The following is a 20,315-nucleotide window of genomic DNA, read 5'->3' on the forward strand; positions in this document are numbered from 1 at the left end:
AAAAATAAAAAATCTTGCTGAAAGCATAATAAAAATTCTACAATGATGGAATAAATTAAGGAGGAAATATTTATGGATAGATTAGAAGAAATTCGTGAGATAGTCGATAATGTTTTAATGGAGCAAGCTAATTTAGAGCTAAGAAGGATTGGTTTCCTTCATATCTATGGGGTAGCATCATTTTCTAATTTACTTGCAATTAAGCGTGGACTAAACGCTGAGCTATGCGCAATTGCAGGGATGTTACATGATATAGTAACTTATAAAACAGGCTCTAGCGTGGATCATGCAAAATTAGGTTCAATAGAAGCAAGAAAAATTTTAAATGAGACTAATAGTTTTAATGAGAAGGAAATCGATATTATTTGTAATGCTATACTTAACCACAGTAATAAATATAACGTAGACCAGGTTTATGATGAAATCCTCAAAGATGCAGATGTTCTAGAACATAATTTATATAATACAAGTTTTCCAGTTGAAGAAAAAGAAAAGAAAAGATTGGCGGATTTATTTCAAGAATTAAATCTGAAAATTTAGTAATTAATAAGAACTTTTCTGTTTTATATTCGTATATATTATAGATAAACATTATATAGACTTAATTTATAGTTGAAGTATGTTGTCTATATAAGAAAATTCGGATAATAAGGAGGAGATACAAATGAAAAAAAACAACATATTAACTATAATAATTATAGTATTGGGTATGTTTATGTTAACTAGTTGCGGAACAAGAAGTAACGATCAAGGTTTACCTATGGATAACAATGGAAATAACGGCAATAATCCAGGGATGGGAGCATCTTTATTAGCACCAGATATAATTGGAGAAGTCTTAGAGGTAAGAAATGATGGAGACTTGGCTCTATTAATTGATAGTACTACAGACAATGTTAAAGGACAGGTATGGGTAACAATAACAGAGGAAACAAACTTTTTTGAAAATGAATCTCCTGATTCTTCTTTGGGAATTGCAAATATCTCAAGAGATTTTCAAGTAGGTAACAAAGTCAGTATTTCATCTACAGGAGCAATTGCAGAATCCGATCCAATGCAAGCTACTGCTAATGCAGTATATTCAAATGAATCAATGGCAAAATAATTTTAAAACCTACCATACTTAAGATGGTAGGTTTTAGTTTGATTTATTCTATAAAATAATATAAAATTATATTAAATTTACTTAAAGTTTGCTTATATAGCTTATTTTCAAAAGAAGAGGTGTTGAATTTTGCAAAATAATTTTAAATTAAAAATTATAAAATCATTGAGCTATGACCCATGGTATAATTTAGCTCTAGAAGAAAAGCTTTTTTATGAAGTGAGTGATAATGAAATACTTTTATATTTATGGCAAAACAAAAATACTGTTGTAATTGGAAGAAATCAAAATCCTTGGAGAGAATGTAGATATAATGAGTTAGAAAAGGATGGAGGTAAACTTGCAAGAAGGCTCTCCGGTGGGGGAGCGGTTTATCATGACTTAGGAAATCTAAATTTTACATTTATTATGAAAAAGAATTTCTTTAGTATAGATAGACAATTACAAGTTATAATTAATGCTGTAAATAAGCTTGGGATAAAGTCGGAATTTTCAGGAAGAAATGATATAGTAACAGATGAAAAGAAATTTTCGGGAAATGCATTTTATTATGATGGTGATAGATGTTATCATCATGGCACATTGTTAGTTTCCGCAGATATGACAAAATTAGCGAAGTATCTTAAAGTTAGCAAAGAAAAAATTCAATCTAAAGGAATTAAATCTGTAAAATCAAGAGTTATAAACCTTAAAGATATAAATCCCATGTTAACTATTGAAAAGCTCAGTGATGCTTTAGAGGAAAGTTTTACAGAAATTTATGATTGTAATATAAGTGAAAGAATTGAAAAAAATGCTGATACAGATATAAATGAAATTAACAATATCTACGAAAAATATTCTTCTTGGGAATGGAGATATGGACAAACTCCAAAATTCCAAATAGAATTTTATAAAAGATTTCATTTTGGTGATATTGAACTTCTTCTGAATTTAAAAAATTCATATGTGAATGAAGTAGTAGTATATTCTGATGCCATGGATTCAAGTTTGGTTTTAGATATAAAAAAATCATTGCATGGAATAAAATTTACAAATGAAGATATTATAAATAAATTGGAAACATTAAAAGAAAAGTATGATAATGACATTATAATGGAAATTCAAAAATGGATAATGGAGAAGAAATTATAAAATTCAACAATAAAATTTATGTAGTGAAATAAATTTTTTGAATTCCTAATTTGCGCTATTATGTGTATTTCTACGGTAATATAGTAGTGTAAAAAAAGGCTTGTAATCTAATATAGATTACAAGCCTTTTTTCTTTTAATCCGGAATAATTCATTATAGCTTCTTTTGTACAGGAAATAATAATCCAACTAAATCTTTTCTACGATAAACATTAAGTAACAATCCTAATAAAATCATATTAGTCATAAAATTTGAACCACCATAAGAGATAAAGGGCAAACTAATCCCTACTATAGGGAGTATCCCTAGATTCATAAGAATATTTGTGATTACTTGAACTGAAAACACAGTTACTATGGAAGAAGCTAAGTACTTTCCATAGTAAGAATAGATTTTTTTAGTTGCTAAGAACATTCGAATAATTGTCAATGTAAATATAATTAACACAACTGATCCAGCGATATAACCAAAAGCTGAAACTATATAAGTAAAGACAAGTTCTGTATGTAAATCTTGTAAAGCTAATTGATTAGTTCCATTATATCTTATATATAAATTATTACTACTTCCAAAAAGTTTTGAAGATGAAATCAGTTTATTCAAAACAACATATTGATAACCTGCACCGTTAGGATTTGAGTAGGGATCAAAAAAGGTTAACAATCTAAGAACGCGATATGGTGAAAAAACAATAAAACTAAAGGCAGATAAAAGAATTAAAGTTAGTGTACTACCCCAAAAATATATAAGTGATTTTTTGCTATTTCTCTTAAAGTTTTTACCTTTAATAGCAACTGAAAGCATTACCATGTAGCTGCAACTTAATATTATAATATTTGCAGCCGATGGAATGATTGTAAAAAGTAAAATGCTTAGTAAAGCCAATGCTATTAGTTTTGACATATCCTTTATGGAACCTGTAGCCCATTTATTTAAAAGTCCAGCAAATGAAACAAGAAGTAATGGTATTACAATAGTAGGAAGTGAAACAGTAAATGGACCTATTTGTAAAAAAGGAACACCATTAACTCTTACAGTAAATATTGGACTAAATAATAAAAATACAAAGCTTATTAAAGTTAATATAAATATATGTAATGAGTATTTTTCGATTTTAGTGTAATCAAATAAATAGCAGGCTGTGAAAAGTATAATACTTAGTGATAAATAAGCTATATAATTTCCAAGTGATGTATAAATATAATTGGAGTTATAAAAGGAGAAAAAAGTAATTCCACCTATGGAAATCATAGCAATAATTAAAGCTATAATAGACCATTCAGCTTTAGGTTTATGGGTGTTATTTAATTCTTTTCCAATCTCAAAAGGGTCCCCCATTTGTTTAACAGCTTTTGTGGAAGCTTCTTCTTCGCTCATACCCTTGTCTATATACTCACTTATTAACTCATCAATATGTCCCTGTAGTTCTCTAGATAGTTCAGGGTGGATTTTTTTATATTTAACTTCTGTGCATACTTTTTCTAGAAATTCAGAAACATATTTATTCAATGCAAGGACCTCCTATAACTTTATTTACTTTATTAATGTAGAATTGCCATTCTTTCTGCTTGTTTTCTAAATATTTTTTCCCATTTGTTGTTATTCTATAGTATTTACGCTTTCTTACAGAAGAGGTTTCTTCCCAATAAGATTCTATCATTTCATCACTTTCTAAAGAGTGAAGAATTGGGTAAAGAGTTCCTTCTTTCAGTGTGAAAGTATTGTCAGAACGTAATTCTAATTCTTTTGTCATTTGGTATCCGTACATTTCACTAGTATTTAGTAAACTCAGAACTAACATGGTGGTGCTGCCTTTAATAAGGGATTTATCAATTTGCATACTTATACCTCCTTTATCTATACATATATTATCTATGTATAAGTTTAATTATATTTTTGGGTTTTGTCAAGTAAGATTTTTTATGTTTCCTATGAATTATTTTTGTATCATCACAAGCAAGTCAAAAGAATATAACTATAATGAATTGTTGGAAATTATGTTATAATTGATTTAATAAAAACTGAGAAATTATAGAATTAGTTAAGGGGGCTAAAAGTTATGAGCATAAATAAATTTAAGGTTCAATTTACTAGAAATACGATTGATGAATTAAAGAAAAATGATGGGATAATTAGTTTACTTTATTTTGGGTACTATATTATACTATTAATTGGATTCGGACTGATTTGCTTTAACACAAGTATATATAAAGAGGTAGGTAAGTTATTTACTAATAATTACTTGGCTAGGATTATATTCTACTTACCTATAACGGTTATAAGTGTTGCTCCAATTTTTATTATACTTAAAGTAAGAAATCAAAGGTTAGAAACCATAGGTTTAAGTTGCAGAAATCTTTTTAAATCTTTATTAATAGGGATAGTTGGGGCTATACCTTTCTCACTACTTAATATTAATGGAGCACTACAAGCTGGAAAAAACATTAACACAAATATATTAGATTTTATTTATATTTTTTTATACTTTCTAATATGTATAGCATTTGTTGAGGAAGTAGTTTTTAGAGGATTTATTCAAACTCGTATTTTTGAGCTTATAAAAGGAAAATGGATAGGTATAATTGTTGTTGGAGTATTGTTTGCTGCAATACATATACCTTTTCAAATGATGGTAGCTCATATGAATTTGGTAGAGTTCTTGATGTATGACTGTGCTCATTTATTTATTACTTTCATTATTCATATATATCTAGTTTATTTATACACTAGATATAACAACTTAACTTCAACAATTATAGCACATACACTTATGGATTTTAGTTATGCCATATTTATGTAATCATTAAGGAGGAAAAAAATGAACTTAACATTAGTAAGACCTACAGTAAAAATAGAAAAACTACATAAAGATTTTATCAAGGAATGGGAAGATAATAAAGAAGAAATCACACCATATGCGGCCAGGTTATTGGATATGAATTATGAAGAATGGCTGGATTATACATATAAAATTGAAAATAAGGATACTTGTCCATCTCAATGGGTTTCTGCACATACTTATTTTTTAGTGCTAGATAATAAAAAAATTATAGGAGCAGTTAATATTAGACACAGTTTAAATGACTATTTATTTAACTTTGGTGGACATATTGGTTACGGAATTTGTCCATCTGAGAGAAAAAAAGGATATGCATCAAAAATGTTAGCTATGTCTCTACCCATTGCAAAGGAATTGGGAATTGATAAAGTTTTAATTGTATGTGATAAAGATAATTTAGCTTCCGCTAAAACAATTATTAAAAATGGTGGAGTACTTGAAAATGAGGTTCTAGAAGATGGTGAATTGATTCAACGTTACTGGATTCAGCTTTAATTGTATAAAACTTTAATTGTATAAAAGTTTGTATTTGCCTTATAGGAGGATTTAATTTGAGACAAAAATGGATAGCGGTAGTGGGTAGTTCTAGAAAAGGTGGAAATACAGAACTACTAACAGATTATATAATAAGTGGATTAAACGAGAAAGGCATTGATGTTGAAAAATATATTTTGGATAGTGAAAAGATTTCATCTTGTAATGGGTGTGAGTACTGTATAAGCACTGGGATTTGTAGGATTAATGATAATGTTTCTTCAATTATTGATAAAATGAAAGTTGTGGATGGCTATATTTTTTCTTCCCCATCCTACAATTATAACATGACGGCTCAAATTAAAGCTTTATTAGATAGAACTTTTTGTTTGAATGATTACGAAGATGGTTGTAAGAGTCGCTTGACAGAAGACAAAAGAGCAATAATTCTAGGTGTTTGTAAAGGAAAAACAAAAGAATCTATGGGATATACAGTAGAAGGTATGGTTAAATCACTTTCTGATCTAGAAGTAAAAATAGTTGATGTAATTGAGTATTATAATACTAAGGATATTCCAGTAGAAGAAAATAAAAAAATCAAAAAAAGTATTATGGAAAAAATCAGATGCAATGGTGAATTATAAAGGGTGAATTATAATGATGAAAGATATTTATGAAGAATTTGTGAGGGTGAACTTTATATGAATACAGCAACATTTTTAGAAATATTAACAGTAGCAGAAAAACTAAAATGTAATACTAGGCACTCATGGACATCCAGTGGACGTCATGAAAGCGTAGCAGAACACAGCTGGCGTATAGCATTAATGGCATTGTTAATGCGTGATGAATTTCCAGAGATTGATATGGATAAGGTAATTCGTATGTGTTTGATTCATGATTTAGGAGAAGCCTTTACTGGTGATATTCCTACTTTTGAGAAGCGAGAAGAAGACAGTGAAAAAGAGGATAAGATATTTTTCCAATGGATTGCAACTTTCCCTACTCATTATCGTGAGGAATTCACAGAGCTATTAAAGGAAATGAATGAACTTAAAACTAATGAAGCGAAGCTTTACAAAGCATTAGATAATTTAGAAGCAGTGATTCAGCATAACGAGGCGGATATTAGCACTTGGATTCCGCTAGAATATGACCTACAGTTTACTTATGGTGCGGACAAGGTAGAATTCTCATCTTATTTAAGAGAGCTTAAGAAAGAAATAGATCAAAGAACCACAGAAAAAATAGCTAAAAAGAATGAAGATTAGTTATTTAGAATAAATCAATGAGAAACTTTTTGAATATGATGACTATTTTATAAAAAAGAAAGATTAAACTATAAATTATTATATATTAATTAAAGGCTGTGCTTTGAAAAATCTCAAATTATAGGTGATAAAAATTTGTAAGAATTAGTTAATTAAAATGCTATTGAAAATACTATTGCAAAGGAGAGAAATCATTTATGAAGAAAGAAAATGTTAATAAAAAAGTATTGTTACCTTACATAGGCGGTATTATTGCATTAATATCAGTTATAGTAATATCAAAGATTTCACAAGATGTTGGATTTTATTTTTATGTTATTGCAGTGGTAGTTATTATTGTTGGTGTAATTAGAATGGTGATTAAGGCTATTTCAAAAGATAAATAAATGTTTTTCAAATAAGTAAAAACATAATGTTCTTACTTAATGTTAGAAAGGAGATTGTATGTTAGAAAAAAAGAAATACGCAAATGGTCAAGATGTTTACACATATTATGAAAATAAACTTACCTACTATTATAAAAATGGGAAATTAAAAGCAGAGGGACCTTTTGAAAATGAGCAAATGAACGGTGAATGGAAATTTTTCAGGGAGAATGGACAATTATGGCAAATAGGAAATCTTCATAACCACAAGAAACATGGTGTATGGATAAGGTTTAATAAAGATAATCAACAGGAGTATAAGGAGGTATTTAAAGAAGGAAAATTAATTAAATCAAAATGAAATAAGAATTATTTGTTTTTAGGAGGAATGGGTAAATTGAATAAAACACACTTTTGTACATGTACAGACCTTGATTGTAAATTTAATCCTCATAATCATTCTTTGGGATGTGATTTATGCATCAAAAAATGCCTTAAAGAAGGGGAAATTCCTTCCTGTTTTTTTAAAGCAATTCATGATGATATAAGTGAAACTAAAGATTTTACTTATAAGGGATTTGGGGACTTTTTTGTAAAGCATGGAAAAACAAATGAAATGATAGTAGAAAAGATAAGTAAAGAAGAAACATGGGAAATAAGGCATAAAGTAATGTGGCCTAACAAAGAATTAGATTATGTAAAATTAAAGGATGATGACTTTGGTATACATTATGGTATTTTTCATGAAAATCAATTAGTTTCTGTAATTTCGCTTTTTATTGATAATGAAAAAGCTCAATTTAGAAAATTTGCTACAATGGAAGAGTATCAAAGTAAGGGATATGGAAGTAAATTATTAAAACATGTAATAAATGAAGCAAAAATTCAAGGGGCTAAAACTATTTGTTGTAATGCAAGAAGAAACAAAACTAGTTTTTACAAGAAATTTGGATTAATAGAAACCACTAAAATCTTTGAAAAAGGTGGAACTGATTATATATTAATGGAAAAGCAATTATAATTAACAAAGTAAGGGGTATGAATGATTAAAGTAAATTTTTATGATTTAAATACAGTTGAAGATAAAAAATTATTATTTGCTGTGATAATGGCAAAGTTTAATGGAAAATGGATTTATGCAAGGCATAAAAACAGGCAGACGTGGGAAATTCCTCTAATGATTTAACATATCCTTTGATTCAACCATTTTTACATAGAAAGGTATTGGATTTTCTTAAAGTACGCAACAATAAGACAACCTTTATACAGGAGGCTGTCCTATATTATTATCAACATTATCTTAAAACATAGCCAATAAAATAAATAAATAAATACTGAACCGTCCCTGGTTCTTATTTATAAGGAGTAATTTTTCATGAAAACAAATTATATAATTTTATTTTTGAAAGGTATAGGTAAATTTATTCTAGCATTAATGTTAATAGTTATTATGGCTATAGTTCCAATGGCCTTTTTTGCAATAACAAGCAATCTTTTATCAGGGTATGAAGATTACGTTATATATTCAACACCATCTATAAGTTTTGGCATAGCAATAGTGATTATATATATTTGGCTTTTGATTTTATTAATAAGAATATTTTCATGGAGAATTGGGAAGAAGAATCAAACAGATACTAAGAATGAAAAAGAATTGGTTAATATAGTGAATAGTGAAACTGAAAAACCAAAGGTAATTGAATTTAGATATAAAAATCAAATAGTTTTTACATTTATACTAATATCTATATTAGGATTATTTTATGGTTATAGAACTTTTAATGTGATAACAGAGGATAAAATAATAGTACATAATATTTTAAACTTATCTGGAAAAGTATATGATTACTCTGATGTGAGTGAAATTTATACGGGGATTTCAAAAGATAAAGATCACAATTTGTACTATAAAATTGAGTTAAAGGATGGGAAAATTATCAATCTAATTTCAGCAAGTATAGATAGCGATAATGATGCGTACGAACTATCTATAGAACATATAGATGAAAAATTATTACAAATTGGTGTTAGAAAAAATATAGATTTTACAAATTTAAGCAAATTTGAAGATAAAGATTATAATGAGGAATATGCTGAAAATGTGAAAAGAATATTGGGAAGATAATGGAAAACCACCAAAATGGAGAATTGATGAGAATTTATCTGAATGTTATTAAAGATAAAAATTCAAATAATTACTGAACCGTCCCCGATTTTTATCGCGATTTTTATCGGGGATTTTGTCTTGTTATGTCTTGTTAAAAAAATTATCAGAACAATAATTTAATAATTCTACTAGGTCGACCTGATTTGCCTAGTACTTTTTTACCTACTATTTTGATGTAATTATGTCTTTCTAATCTATCTATGATTCTATTCATGCTTCTAGGGGTAATGCCAAAACTTTTAGCAAGCTCCATAGAGGTGAAACTTTCATTTGTATTTTCATTTGAGATACAGTGAAGTTTAAAAATCGTGTTAATGCTTAAACCTGTTTCTACAGCAATATTATGAAAAGTGTTATCAATAAAAGGTTCCTTTTCAGGTGGATGAATAATAGTAGGGGATATGGGTTCAATAATATTATTTTCGCCATACACTACGAAAGCTTTATTACCTCCTTTTTTCTGAGCTTTTTTCATACCTATAGTTGCATTATATTTTGCTTCTCTAGCGGTAATTCCATAGCCAATGCCAACGCTTATGGTGCTACAGGTATTTCTTGCAATAGTGGCTAATAGATCAAAGTTATCAATATTGTTAGTTTCTGTTTCAAGGATACTTTTTGTACAAAAAAGCAGATATCCTTTATCACCAACTTCAGTTAGAGTGGATTGGATTTTTTGAGCGAACAAATAAATTTCCTTAGTAACCTTCACTTTTTCCAACATGGTCTCATATTCATTTTCATTGATTAATGAGTATTCATTTGGCAAATCAATCTCTATGGATAAAATAACCAGTTGACTTTTCTTATTTATTAATGCTTCCTGCTTTAATTCAAAATTGGTGAGTATATTAACAATTGTATCTAAGGTTGGATCTAAGCTAATACAAGGAATATTCTTTTTAATTAAACTCTCATATACAGCTGAAAAGCCAGTAAAGCAACAAGAAACCCTTTGATTATAATAATTTTGGCTATGAAATAGCTCTAATTTCTCAAGAAATTTCTCATCATATTCAGTTTCCTCCCAAATAAAAGCATCAACATTGTTATTATTTATTCCTATCTGATTAAAAATCTTTAATATCTTTTCTTTTTCATAAGAATCAATACTAATTTTAGAAACCTTATATTTATGTATGAGAGTAGCTTCTAATATTGCTCGTAGAAGTTGACTTTCATCATTGTGTAGATAGTCCCAAGGTATTGAAGGTATCATTTTACTATTAATAATCTGGTAGGGAGCTTTACCAGTAAATAATATTCCATCTAAATATTGTTCTTGATTTTTGATAATGGATTTTATGCTCTCACTTTGAGCTAGGGATTCAAATTCTATATCTATGGTTTCAATTTCTTTGAAATATGTTTTAACAATTTCATTAATCAATTTAATTCTTCTTTTGTGACCGACAAGTGCCAATTTTAAATACATGGGAGACCTCCAATTTTAAATGTAATTGGTTTATTGCATATACAAGGACGTGCATAGAAACCCGCCCCTACAATAATTCAATTATATACTAATAATATTCTTAATTAAAGACAAATTAAAGACAATATACAGCAATTATCCTTAAGTGATAAAATTATATTATGATTAATGAAGTAAGTTTAGAGAAAAAAATCGATTTTTAAAATATAGGGGGATATAAATCATGAAAAAATATGTTGCAGAACCTTTTAAGATTAAGATGGTAGAGCCAATTAAGATGACCACAATGGAAGAAAGAATAAATTACTTAGAAGAAGCTAATTATAATGTATTCGCTTTAAAATCTGATGATATTTATATTGATTTATTAACAGATAGTGGAACAGGTGCAATGAGTGATTCGCAGTGGGCAGGCATAATGATAGGGGATGAATCCTATGCTGGTGCAAGAGGATATGCACATTTAGTTGAGAATGCTCAAGATATATTTGGATATAGATATGTTCAACCAGTTCATCAAGGAAGAGCTGCTGAAAAAGTTTTGTTTCCTTTATTAATAAAGCAAGGACAACATGCCATTTCTAATATGTTCTTTGATACAACTAGAGCTCATGTGGAATTAAGCGGAGGAAAACCTATTAATTTTGTATGTGAGCAAGCAGCAGATACAGAAAATTACTATGATTTTAAAGGAAATTTAGATATTGAGAAAACAGAAGCTTATATTAATAAAGTTGGCGTAGAAAATATAGCTGTGATAGTTATGACAATTACAAATAATAGCGCTGGGGGACAACCAGTTTCTATGCAAAATATCAAAGATGCCAGTGCTTTATGTAAAAAATACAATTTAAAATTAGTTATCGATGCAGCTAGATTTGCTGAAAATGCTTATTTTATAAAAACTAGAGAAGAAGATTATAAAGAAAAATCAATTAAAGACATTACAAAAGAAACCTTTAGTTATGCAGATGCACTTACTATGAGTGCTAAAAAAGATGCTATCGTAAATATGGGGGGACTTGTTTGTATAAAAGATGATGAGGATTTATATCAAGGAGTAAAGGAATTAACTATTGCCTATGAAGGCTTTGTAACCTATGGAGGACTTGCGGGCAGAGATTTGGAAGCTTTAGCTATTGGATTAAAAGAAGGGATAAATTATGATTTCTTAAAATATAGAATTGGACAAATAGAGTATTTGGGAGATAAATTAAGAGAAGCGGGAATCCCATTCCAATATCCAGCCGGAGGACATGCTATATTTTTAGATGCAAAAGCATTATTACCTCACATCTCATTTCATCAATTTCCCGGTCAAGCACTTACAATTGAACTATATAAAGAAGCCGGAATAAGAGCTTGTGATATTGGGTCATATATGTTAGGGGTAGATGCAGAAACTGGAGAACAACTTGAATCTCTAAATGAATTCTGTAGGCTTGCAATCCCTAGAAGAGTTTATACTCAAGCTCACTTAGATGTAGTGGTAGAGGCACTTGTAGAGATTAAGAGTAGAGCAGCAGAGGTTAATGGTTATGAAATTACTTGGCAACCTAAGGTGTTAAGACACTTTACTTCAAAACTAAAACCTATACTTTAATTGGTAAAAGAATCCTTTAACTAGGGTTCTTTTTTCAGTTTAAAAATGTAATTCAATTCCATTAATCCAGTGAAAAAATATACTTTTTCCACAACACCTCAGAAGATGGCTGAAAAATATGTGTATCTTGCTACTAGTTTAAAGGTGAAAGGTATAACAGGACAATACTTTGATGAGAACAGCAAAAGTGTATCTTCAAGTAAGTACTCAAAGAACCAAAAAAATATTGAAGCAGTAATGGCATTAACAGATAAATTTCTATATCAAGCCAGACTAGGTTTTGGTTTTGCAGATAAACATCCTAAATATTTTAAGTTAAGTCAAATGTTTTCTAAAGAAAAGTCAAATCCAATCTATGAAGTTGCGTTAAAAGCACTTGGTGGTGACTCTACAGACATTCTTATTGTTATGATAGAAGATGCTTTTAACAAGCAAGAATTTTCATCTGAATATGAAAAAGAGAAAGTTGCTAAAAATCTTGAAGATTATGTTCGATTTATGAGATATGGGTTACAATGTGAAAAAAGCTGAAAAGCACTTACTTAAATATATAATATAGATATTTTTCTGTAGAAATATTTTGTAATTAATTGACTTATTATAGTGTTTATGGTAATATATATTTGTAGTTAAAAATTAAAAATACGGTAATAAGGGGATAGAATAAATGAAATCAACAGGAATAGTAAGAAAAGTTGACGAATTAGGTAGAATTGTAATACCTATAGAGTTGAGGAGAACATTAGATATTGAAATCAAAGATTCTTTAGGAATTTATGTTGAGGGGGATCAAATCATACTTATGAAATACAACCCTTCTTGCATTTTCTGTGGAGATGCTAAAGACATCACAAATTTTAAAGGTAAGAATATTTGTAAAAATTGTCTTGAAAAAATCAAAGAATAATTGAATGTAGTTGCTATGTAAAATGACTGATCTTCTTAGTGAGATCAGTTATTTTATTTTAGTAAGTCTAAAATTTTTATAGTTCCGCCTTATGTCGGTACCCTTTATTATGCATAGAAATTAAGGCTTTTTTACCCAAGTAATAATAGATAATAAAAGCGGTAAAATATAAAAAGATATTGGCAATAAACATGGATGATTAATCATTGATTAAATGATATAATATAGCTTAATTATATAAAACATGTAGAAATTACAATTCATGCTATTGAAATTTGTGAATTATTAGGAGGTACAATATGAAATATGATTTTGAAACGGTTATTAATAGAAGAAATACTGGCTCAGCAAAATGGGAGCAAATGAAAGACTGGAATCCTAATGTACCAGAAGGTATAGTTCCTTTTTCTGTTGCAGATATGGAACTGAAAAATCCACCGGAAATAGTAGAGGGTTTAAAAAAATATATTGATTCTACTATTTTAGGATACACAAAGGCTACGGAAGGTTATTTGGAAGCTGTATGTGACTGGATGAAAAAAAAACATAATTGGGAAATAAATCCTGAATGGATTATTGGTTCACCGGGTGTAGTAGGTGCTTTTTTCTCAGCAATCAAGGCATTTTCAAATCCTGGAGATGGGATTATAATTATGACTCCAGTTTATTATCCTTTCTATTTTGCTATAGAAAAAAATCATAGAAAGCTAGTTAAAAACCCATTAATAAATGATGGTTCTACCTATTTAATTGACTACGAAGATTTGGAAAAGAAAGCACAAGATCCAAATAATAAAATATTATTATTTTGTAGCCCTCATAATCCTACTGGAAGAGTATGGAGTAAAGAAGAATTAGAAAAAATAGGCGAAATTTGTTTAAGAAATGATGTTTTAATTATTTCTGACGAAATACATTTTGACCTTATTATGCCAGGATATAAACATACAGTATTTGCTTCAATTTCAGAGGAATTAGCAAATATAATGATAGTATGTACTTCTCCAAGTAAAACATTTAACTTAGCAGGAATGCAAACTTCAAATATCATAATACCAAATAAAAAACTTAGACATGGATATAGTAAAGAGGTTGAATCTGAGGGTTTTTTTACTCTTAACATTTTAGGATTTAAAGCATGTGAGATTGCATATAGAGAATGTGAAGAGTGGCTAGATGATCTAATAAACTTAATTTATCACAACCACTTAGAACTTAAAAGATACATTGAAGAAAACATTCCGAAAATTAAGGTGTTCGATCTTGAAGGGACTTACTTACAATGGATGGATTTCAATGGTCTTGGTTTGGATAAAAATCAGCTTGAAAAACTACTGCATGAGGAAGCTTTTGTATTCTTCGATGAAGGATATGTATTTGGTGAAGAAGGAAATGCTTATGAGCGTATGAATATAGCATGCCCAACAAAGGTAATGATGGAAGGTTTGGTAAGATTAAAAGAGACTTTGGAAACTGAGTATATAAAAAATATTCTTGAAACGGAAAGCTAAAATGAATTTTAAAGCTATCATATGCCATGTGCATGATGATAGCTTTTTTCTTTCTTTTACTACTTCATTTGATGTAGCACTACCAAGCCAACCAGGATTTAAACAAGCAATTAAAGTAGTTTTATCTCCATATTTTTCTATAATCTTCTACACTTTTTATAAATCTATTGTTATAGTTAGGGCATGCAGCATCATCTTTGAAATATAATAATTCCTGTCCCCAATCAGCTATTTTCATTTCTCTTTATAATAATAATAGAATATTACTTAGGTTGGTTATATAAAAAAATCACTATTTTTTGTACTTTTTTACTATCTTTAATGTAAATTATATTATTTGATAAATTTATATAGTAAATTATTATTGGAGTATAGAAAAATTTTAGATACAAATAAATTGAAAGGATATGATTAGTTGAATACAAATAATAGCTTATATGATGTAAAATTCGATTTGGTTTATGCAGAAAAAATTGTACAAAATTATAGCCAATCCACCGGGGTAGATTCTACAATAATTGATTTAGAAGGAAATGTTGTTTTTGAAACAAATTTAACTCAAAATTGCGCTATTTGCAGTTATATCAAAGCTACCATGCCAAATAATTGTTTTTGTAAACAATCACGTTTATATGGTGCTTATCAAGCGGAAAGATTCGAGGGAAAATACATATTCTTTTGTCCTATTGGTTTTGTGAATTGGGTTTCCCCTATAACTATCAATGGTATTATGGAAGGAGCAGTAATTGCTGGCCCTATATTAATGACAGTACCTGATAAAATTCTTTTAGAAGATATAGTAAAGAAATTTTTAATTAATAAAAATGATGTTGATTACGTAATGAATAATTTAAAGGTTATTGATATTATTGACCCACAAAAGGTTAATAGTATGAGTGAAATGCTTTTTGTGACTTCAAGCCATATCTCTGATATTCATCATTTTAGATATATTAATAAACAACTTAAAGAGAAACAGCAATCAGATATTTCAGAATACGTTCAATATATAAAAAGTTTGGATAAACAAGAGAAAATTAAAATAAACTATCCAATAGAAAAAGAAAAGGAATTAATTCAATGTGTAAAATCAAAAGATGTTACAGCTGCTAATAGTATCTTGAATGAAATATTAGGATCTATTTTATTTATTACAGGGGGAAGTCTAGAGAAAATGAAAATCAGAATTCTTGAACTTATAATACTACTTTCAAGAGCTTCTCTAGAAGGGGGAGGAAATAGTGAAGAAATTTTTGGACTAAATTATAAATATATTCATCAAGTAAATTCCTTCACTAATGTTGAGGATTTGACGGACTGGCTTTATAAAATAACCATTAAATTTTCTAATTTAGTGTTTAATATGAATGAAATTAGACATATAGACGTCATATATAAATCTTTAGATTATATAAAAAGAAATTATAGAAGAAAAATCACTTTAGAAGAAATATCTAACTATGTTCATTTGAGTCCAACATATTTTTCAAAGATTTTTAAAGATGAAATGAAAACTACATTTAAAAATTATCTTCAAAATCTAAGAGTGGAAAAAAGTAAGAAACTACTTATAGATACACAAATCCCTTTAATAGATGTTCCTAATATGGTTGGCTTTGAAGATCAAAGTTACTACTCAAAAGTTTTTAAAAAAATCCAAGGAATATCACCAGGAAAATTTAGAACTATGGCGGGAAAATCTATTTGATTATGAAATTAAGATAAAGTAGAACTATTACACTTTAATCCTAAATTATACATTATTTCAAAGGTTACAATGAATATTTATTGTAATAATAGTTTAATTATACTAAAATATAGATATTAAAACAAATATTAATATCTATATTACTTGTTACTGATGTTACCTTTAGTTCTTTATTTAGTAAAATATCTATAGGCATAGCATTATTTCTTTTTATAATAGGAGAAAGTCTCTCATTGCTTAAAAAGAACAAAGGAGATAAAAGTATTCCAGGAGATATTGGTATTATTATAGGTATCTCAATTGTATTTATAACTCATATTCTAAAGTGAATTAAAGAGGAGGAGTAAATAATGTCAAAAATTATTGAAGCAGTGATTTGGTTTGTCTCTTATCTGGGTTTTTTATTTGTTAGCTTAATGATGAGTGAGTATTTACCATTATTAATTCCAGGTGGAGATGACAACTTAAGACCAATTTATATTGGAGCAGGGCTTATATTTGCTACCTTAATTATTTGTACAAGGCTTATATTAAGAGAAATTAAAAATATAAATAAAGGGAGCGACTACGATGAAGATTAATTATAATGGAAAAATATTTAAAGCTGCAGCTACTAGTAACAATGCAGAAGTAAATGGTGAAACAACTTTTTATTATTTTCAAGAAGATGATATAGTTTGGGCAGAATAAGATTGAATGAAAAGTGGGAATGGACATCAGGTGATTTTTCAAAAGGGGAGTCAGTTATTGAAGAAGTTATTATATAACTCTAAAATATACTAATTTCTCACACACTATCATGGGGCACAGGATAACTATGGTCGAGTAGATGTAACGGTCTCTAGGTGTAAAGAATTTTTACTTGCTGCAGAATTGTTAGTAGCTCTTTTTCTAAACTAGAAATTGTACTATTAAAAACGAAAGGAAGAAAAAATATGGGGGCTTTAATTATAGAAGTGAGTGCTGTAATTTTAATAATATATGGGGTTATTATTCTTTCAGGAAAGAAGTTTGTAATTCCAAAACTTATTGAACGAATATATTGGCTATTTGTTCTTTGGGCGGGTTTCATAACTTCAAGTATCGTTGAAGGTAGAATAAGTATAGCTATATTAATAATTAGTGGTTTATTTTTTATTATATACATGATTTTAAATGAAAAAAACAAATATATAATCTGCAACGTGAATAGTGAACAGATTATTGAGATTATTAGAGAATATTTAACTTTTAAAGGTGTAAAAATAGCACAAGAAAAAAATGAACTAATTTTATCAGGCAGATATAAAGGGAAAATCAATATAGATTGTAATTTCTCAAGTATAGTAATCAATTTAAAAATGATTGATAAAAAAATTCGTTTGAACTTACTTAGGCATATCAAAATTGAATTAAATAAATTCAAAGGGAAGAAATATTCATTAGAGGGATATATATATATATTCATAGGATTGATAGTTATATTTATTTTTGCTAGAAAAACTTTATAGAATAGGAGGCTTTTCTGTGAAAAATTTTGGGATAATTAGATTAATTGCACTTGCTTTACTTAACATATTTTTGGCTATCAACAATATTGGTAGTGAAGTGTTTTGGATATTTGTAATTGGTTTTATATTTGCTATTATTGGAATTGCAACTCAAATTGCTAATAAGAGGAATAAAAACTCTTGAAAATAATATTAGTGATTATCATCATTTTCTATTACACAATACTTTATTCGCAGATGAACTTTTAAAAATTACACTACAGAGGTCGCAGGAGATAGATGGGAATTATCTCCTTGCTAATGTAATTTTTAATTTTATCTTATGCACTAATAAATTTTTCAACATTTCTCACTACTCTCTCAGCAAAAATTAATACTCTTTCTTTTTGCTGTTCAGTTCCATCTTTTATACATACAGCGCCAAAATGGGTATAAGGTAAACCAGCACTAGCACCTACTGAATGTATAAACATACCTTTAACTATTAGTTCACTTATAAGTGCTAATTCAGCGTTATCAGCTCCACCACCAACAAAGTTTTCAGTGGCAAATACACAACCAACTTTTCCGGCAAAATTCAGCTTACATGTATCCAACCATTTTTTCATTTGCCATGAATAAGTTCCTGCATAAGTAGGTGTTCCGAAAAATACTATTTTTGATTGTTCTAAAAATATTTTGTCAACATCATCTATAGACATACATTTTGTTTCAATTCCTTCTACTTTTTTTGCACCCTCTGAAATAAGTTTCGCAACTTTCTTTGTATTTCCAGATTCACTATGGTAAATTATTGATATTTTCACTTTCAAAACCCCCATTTTTTAGAATAAAGTCTATTAATAGCAATATTGCTATTAATAGACTTTATTAAATTATATACTTTAAAGGTAATATTATCAATAAATTGAAAAGTGTTTTGGAAGATATTACATTTTTGTATTATTTATTATTTTTCGACAGGGTATAACTTGTGATTATTATATTAAATTCTAATTTTATTAAAAAAAAAGATAAGTATGCTATGCTACTATGCGTTTTTATGATAAAATATGAAATTGGGATTTAAAGATTTGCCCAGAGAAAAGGAGAAAAATTATGAGTAGAGTTTTAATTATTGGAGCAGGCGGAGTTTCAAATGTAGTAATTAATAAATGTTGTATGAATCCAGAAATATTTGAAGAAATATGTATAGCTAGCAGAACAAAATCAAAATGTGATGCTATAAAAGAAAAATTAGATGGTGGAAAAACTGTTATTACAACAGCAGCAGTAGATGCTGATAATACTCAAGAAGTTATAGATTTAATTAATGATTATAAACCAGAGTTGGTTATTAATGTAGCATTGCCTTATCAAGATTTAACTATAATGGATGCTTGTTTAGCTACTGGAGTTCATTATTTAGACACAGCTAACTATGAGCCACCTGAAACACCGAAATTTGAGTATAAATGGCAATGGGCTTACAAAGAAAAGTTTGAAAAAGCTGGACTTACAGCAATTTTAGGCTGTGGATTTGATCCAGGTGTAACTGGTGTTTTTTCAGCTTATGCTTTGAAACACTATTTTGAAGAGATACATTATATTGATATCGTTGATGCTAATGCTGGTGATCACGGATATCCATTTGCAACAAATTTTAATCCAGAGATCAATATTAGAGAAATCACAGCTAAAGGACGTTATTGGGAAGAGGGTAATTGGGTAGAAACTGAGCCTCTTGAAATAAAACGTGTTTATGATTTACCTGAAATTGGACCAAAGGATACTTATTTATTGTATCATGAAGAATTAGAATCTTTAGCACATAACATTACTGGTATAAAAAGAATAAGATTTTTTATGACTTTTTCACAAAATTATATTAATCACTTAACTGTATTACAAAATGTTGGTATGACTTCAATTGAACCAATTGAGTATGAAGGTATGAAAATTCAACCTTTACAATTTCTTAAAGCTGTATTACCAGATCCATCTACACTAGGACCAAGAACTAAAGGTAAAACTAATATTGGTTGTATCTGTACAGGGATTAAAGATGGCAAAGAAGTAAAATATTATGTTTATAATATATGTGATCATCAAGAGTGTTATAAAGAAGTTGGTTCACAAGCAATTTCATACACAACTGGTGTACCAGCAATGATAGGTGCTAAATTGTTATTAGAAGGTAAATGGAAAAAACCTGGTGTTTATAATGTTGAAGAATTCAATCCAGATCCATTTATGGATGAATTAAATAAACAGGGATTACCTTGGCATGAGGATTTCAATCCTACACTGATTGATTAGTAAGGAGA

Annotated in this window: 26 protein-coding genes and 1 pseudogene; 23 read left to right on the forward strand and 4 right to left on the reverse strand. The window is 28.4% G+C overall.

The features are described from left to right. The first annotated feature begins 72 nt into the window (after positions 1–72). The 3 genes from BUB83_RS14830 (at position 73) to lplA (ending at position 2,239) form a co-directional block, all read left to right on the forward strand. Complete coding sequence (locus tag BUB83_RS14830) at positions 73–540, forward strand: HD domain-containing protein (RefSeq protein ID WP_073339294.1); 468 nt, start codon at positions 73–75, stop codon at positions 538–540. Between the two features lie 124 nt (positions 541–664). Then, on the forward strand, positions 665–1,105 hold the full coding sequence (locus tag BUB83_RS14835; RefSeq protein ID WP_073339295.1) for a hypothetical protein: 441 nt from the start codon (positions 665–667) through the stop codon (positions 1,103–1,105). Positions 1,106–1,234: 129 nt separating this feature from the next. After that, positions 1,235–2,239, forward strand: coding sequence for a lipoate--protein ligase (lplA, locus tag BUB83_RS14840; protein WP_073339297.1), 1,005 nt, complete (start codon positions 1,235–1,237; stop codon positions 2,237–2,239). Positions 2,240–2,392: 153 nt separating this feature from the next. On the opposite strand, the gene BUB83_RS14845 is transcribed toward lplA, so the two are convergent. Further along, entirely contained in the window at positions 2,393–3,748 is a 1,356-nt protein-coding gene (locus BUB83_RS14845) for an FtsW/RodA/SpoVE family cell cycle protein (RefSeq protein WP_073339298.1), read from the reverse strand. Then, positions 3,741–4,079, reverse strand: a complete 339-nt coding sequence (locus tag BUB83_RS14850) for a PadR family transcriptional regulator (protein WP_073339299.1) — start codon at positions 4,077–4,079, stop codon at positions 3,741–3,743. Before BUB83_RS14850 ends, BUB83_RS14845 begins: the two co-directional genes overlap by 8 nt. Before the next feature lie 219 nt (positions 4,080–4,298). On the opposite strand from BUB83_RS14850, the gene BUB83_RS14855 reads away from it, so the two are divergent. The 9 genes from BUB83_RS14855 (at position 4,299) to BUB83_RS14895 (ending at position 9,313) form a co-directional block, all read left to right on the forward strand. Then, positions 4,299–5,039, forward strand: coding sequence for a CPBP family intramembrane glutamic endopeptidase (locus tag BUB83_RS14855; RefSeq protein ID WP_073339301.1), 741 nt, complete (start codon positions 4,299–4,301; stop codon positions 5,037–5,039). Positions 5,040–5,057: 18 nt separating this feature from the next. Continuing rightward, entirely contained in the window at positions 5,058–5,573 is a 516-nt protein-coding gene (locus BUB83_RS14860) for a GNAT family N-acetyltransferase (protein WP_073339303.1), read from the forward strand. 56 nt (positions 5,574–5,629) lie between these two features. Next, complete coding sequence (locus BUB83_RS14865; protein WP_073339305.1) at positions 5,630–6,196, forward strand: flavodoxin family protein; 567 nt, start codon at positions 5,630–5,632, stop codon at positions 6,194–6,196. A 57-nt stretch (positions 6,197–6,253) separates the two neighbouring features. After that, positions 6,254–6,823 (forward strand): HD domain-containing protein, encoded by a 570-nt coding sequence (locus BUB83_RS14870; protein WP_073339307.1) that lies wholly within the window; start codon positions 6,254–6,256, stop codon positions 6,821–6,823. A 197-nt stretch (positions 6,824–7,020) separates the two neighbouring features. Further along, a complete protein-coding gene (locus tag BUB83_RS14875; RefSeq protein ID WP_073339308.1) occupies positions 7,021–7,209 on the forward strand; it encodes a hypothetical protein in 189 nt (62 codons plus the stop codon). 58 nt (positions 7,210–7,267) lie between these two features. Continuing rightward, on the forward strand, positions 7,268–7,549 hold the full coding sequence (locus BUB83_RS14880) for a toxin-antitoxin system YwqK family antitoxin (protein ID WP_084133592.1): 282 nt from the start codon (positions 7,268–7,270) through the stop codon (positions 7,547–7,549). Positions 7,550–7,576: 27 nt separating this feature from the next. Beyond that, positions 7,577–8,209 carry a DUF6485 family protein gene (locus BUB83_RS22235; RefSeq protein ID WP_207649338.1) on the forward strand — a complete coding sequence of 211 codons (633 nt, stop codon included), beginning with the start codon at positions 7,577–7,579 and terminating at the stop codon, positions 8,207–8,209. A gap of 21 nt (positions 8,210–8,230) precedes the next feature. Beyond that, positions 8,231–8,374 carry an NUDIX hydrolase gene (locus BUB83_RS14890; protein ID WP_242950690.1) on the forward strand — a complete coding sequence of 48 codons (144 nt, stop codon included), beginning with the start codon at positions 8,231–8,233 and terminating at the stop codon, positions 8,372–8,374. Between the two features lie 189 nt (positions 8,375–8,563). After that, positions 8,564–9,313 carry a hypothetical protein gene (locus BUB83_RS14895; RefSeq protein WP_073339310.1) on the forward strand — a complete coding sequence of 250 codons (750 nt, stop codon included), beginning with the start codon at positions 8,564–8,566 and terminating at the stop codon, positions 9,311–9,313. Positions 9,314–9,458: 145 nt separating this feature from the next. Here the strand turns inward: BUB83_RS14895 and BUB83_RS14900 are convergent, their stop codons facing one another. Next, positions 9,459–10,790, reverse strand: a complete 1,332-nt coding sequence (locus tag BUB83_RS14900; RefSeq protein WP_073339312.1) for a helix-turn-helix domain-containing protein — start codon at positions 10,788–10,790, stop codon at positions 9,459–9,461. A 223-nt stretch (positions 10,791–11,013) separates the two neighbouring features. On the opposite strand from BUB83_RS14900, the gene BUB83_RS14905 reads away from it, so the two are divergent. The 10 genes and pseudogenes from BUB83_RS14905 (at position 11,014) to BUB83_RS22010 (ending at position 18,193) form a co-directional block, all read left to right on the forward strand. Continuing rightward, positions 11,014–12,393: a tryptophanase gene (locus BUB83_RS14905; RefSeq protein ID WP_073339314.1), complete on the forward strand. Its 1,380-nt coding sequence runs from the start codon at positions 11,014–11,016 to the stop codon at positions 12,391–12,393. Positions 12,394–12,513: 120 nt separating this feature from the next. After that, entirely contained in the window at positions 12,514–12,924 is a 411-nt protein-coding gene (locus BUB83_RS14910) for a hypothetical protein (protein ID WP_073339316.1), read from the forward strand. A gap of 136 nt (positions 12,925–13,060) precedes the next feature. Next, positions 13,061–13,300: an AbrB/MazE/SpoVT family DNA-binding domain-containing protein gene (locus BUB83_RS14915; RefSeq protein ID WP_073339318.1), complete on the forward strand. Its 240-nt coding sequence runs from the start codon at positions 13,061–13,063 to the stop codon at positions 13,298–13,300. 299 nt (positions 13,301–13,599) lie between these two features. Continuing rightward, positions 13,600–14,811 (forward strand): MalY/PatB family protein, encoded by a 1,212-nt coding sequence (locus tag BUB83_RS14920; protein ID WP_073339320.1) that lies wholly within the window; start codon positions 13,600–13,602, stop codon positions 14,809–14,811. Between the two features lies 1 nt (position 14,812). Then, the gene (locus tag BUB83_RS21680; RefSeq protein WP_143160562.1) at positions 14,813–15,019 is read left to right on the forward strand and encodes a hypothetical protein; all 207 of its coding nucleotides are present in this window, start codon (positions 14,813–14,815) and stop codon (positions 15,017–15,019) included. A 207-nt stretch (positions 15,020–15,226) separates the two neighbouring features. Then, a complete protein-coding gene (locus BUB83_RS14925) occupies positions 15,227–16,519 on the forward strand; it encodes a PocR ligand-binding domain-containing protein (RefSeq protein ID WP_073339321.1) in 1,293 nt (430 codons plus the stop codon). A gap of 350 nt (positions 16,520–16,869) precedes the next feature. Continuing rightward, positions 16,870–17,100 carry a hypothetical protein gene (locus tag BUB83_RS14935; RefSeq protein WP_073339325.1) on the forward strand — a complete coding sequence of 77 codons (231 nt, stop codon included), beginning with the start codon at positions 16,870–16,872 and terminating at the stop codon, positions 17,098–17,100. Next, positions 17,090–17,286: pseudogene (locus BUB83_RS23075) on the forward strand (avidin-fold protein). Before BUB83_RS14935 ends, BUB83_RS23075 begins: the two are co-directional and overlap by 11 nt. Before the next feature lie 168 nt (positions 17,287–17,454). Continuing rightward, positions 17,455–18,009, forward strand: a complete 555-nt coding sequence (locus BUB83_RS14940; RefSeq protein WP_073339327.1) for a hypothetical protein — start codon at positions 17,455–17,457, stop codon at positions 18,007–18,009. A gap of 16 nt (positions 18,010–18,025) precedes the next feature. Further along, entirely contained in the window at positions 18,026–18,193 is a 168-nt protein-coding gene (locus BUB83_RS22010; RefSeq protein WP_159434096.1) for a hypothetical protein, read from the forward strand. A gap of 136 nt (positions 18,194–18,329) precedes the next feature. On the opposite strand, the gene BUB83_RS14945 is transcribed toward BUB83_RS22010, so the two are convergent. Continuing rightward, positions 18,330–18,815 (reverse strand): flavodoxin family protein, encoded by a 486-nt coding sequence (locus BUB83_RS14945; RefSeq protein ID WP_073339328.1) that lies wholly within the window; start codon positions 18,813–18,815, stop codon positions 18,330–18,332. A gap of 292 nt (positions 18,816–19,107) precedes the next feature. Between BUB83_RS14945 and BUB83_RS14950 the strand changes: the two genes are divergently transcribed. Beyond that, complete coding sequence (locus BUB83_RS14950; RefSeq protein ID WP_073339330.1) at positions 19,108–20,307, forward strand: saccharopine dehydrogenase family protein; 1,200 nt, start codon at positions 19,108–19,110, stop codon at positions 20,305–20,307. Positions 20,308–20,315: the final 8 nt, after the last annotated feature.

It is taken from the genome of Clostridium grantii DSM 8605, assembly GCF_900129965.1.
Classification (GTDB): Bacteria; Bacillota; Clostridia; order Clostridiales; family Clostridiaceae; genus Clostridium_AF; species Clostridium_AF grantii.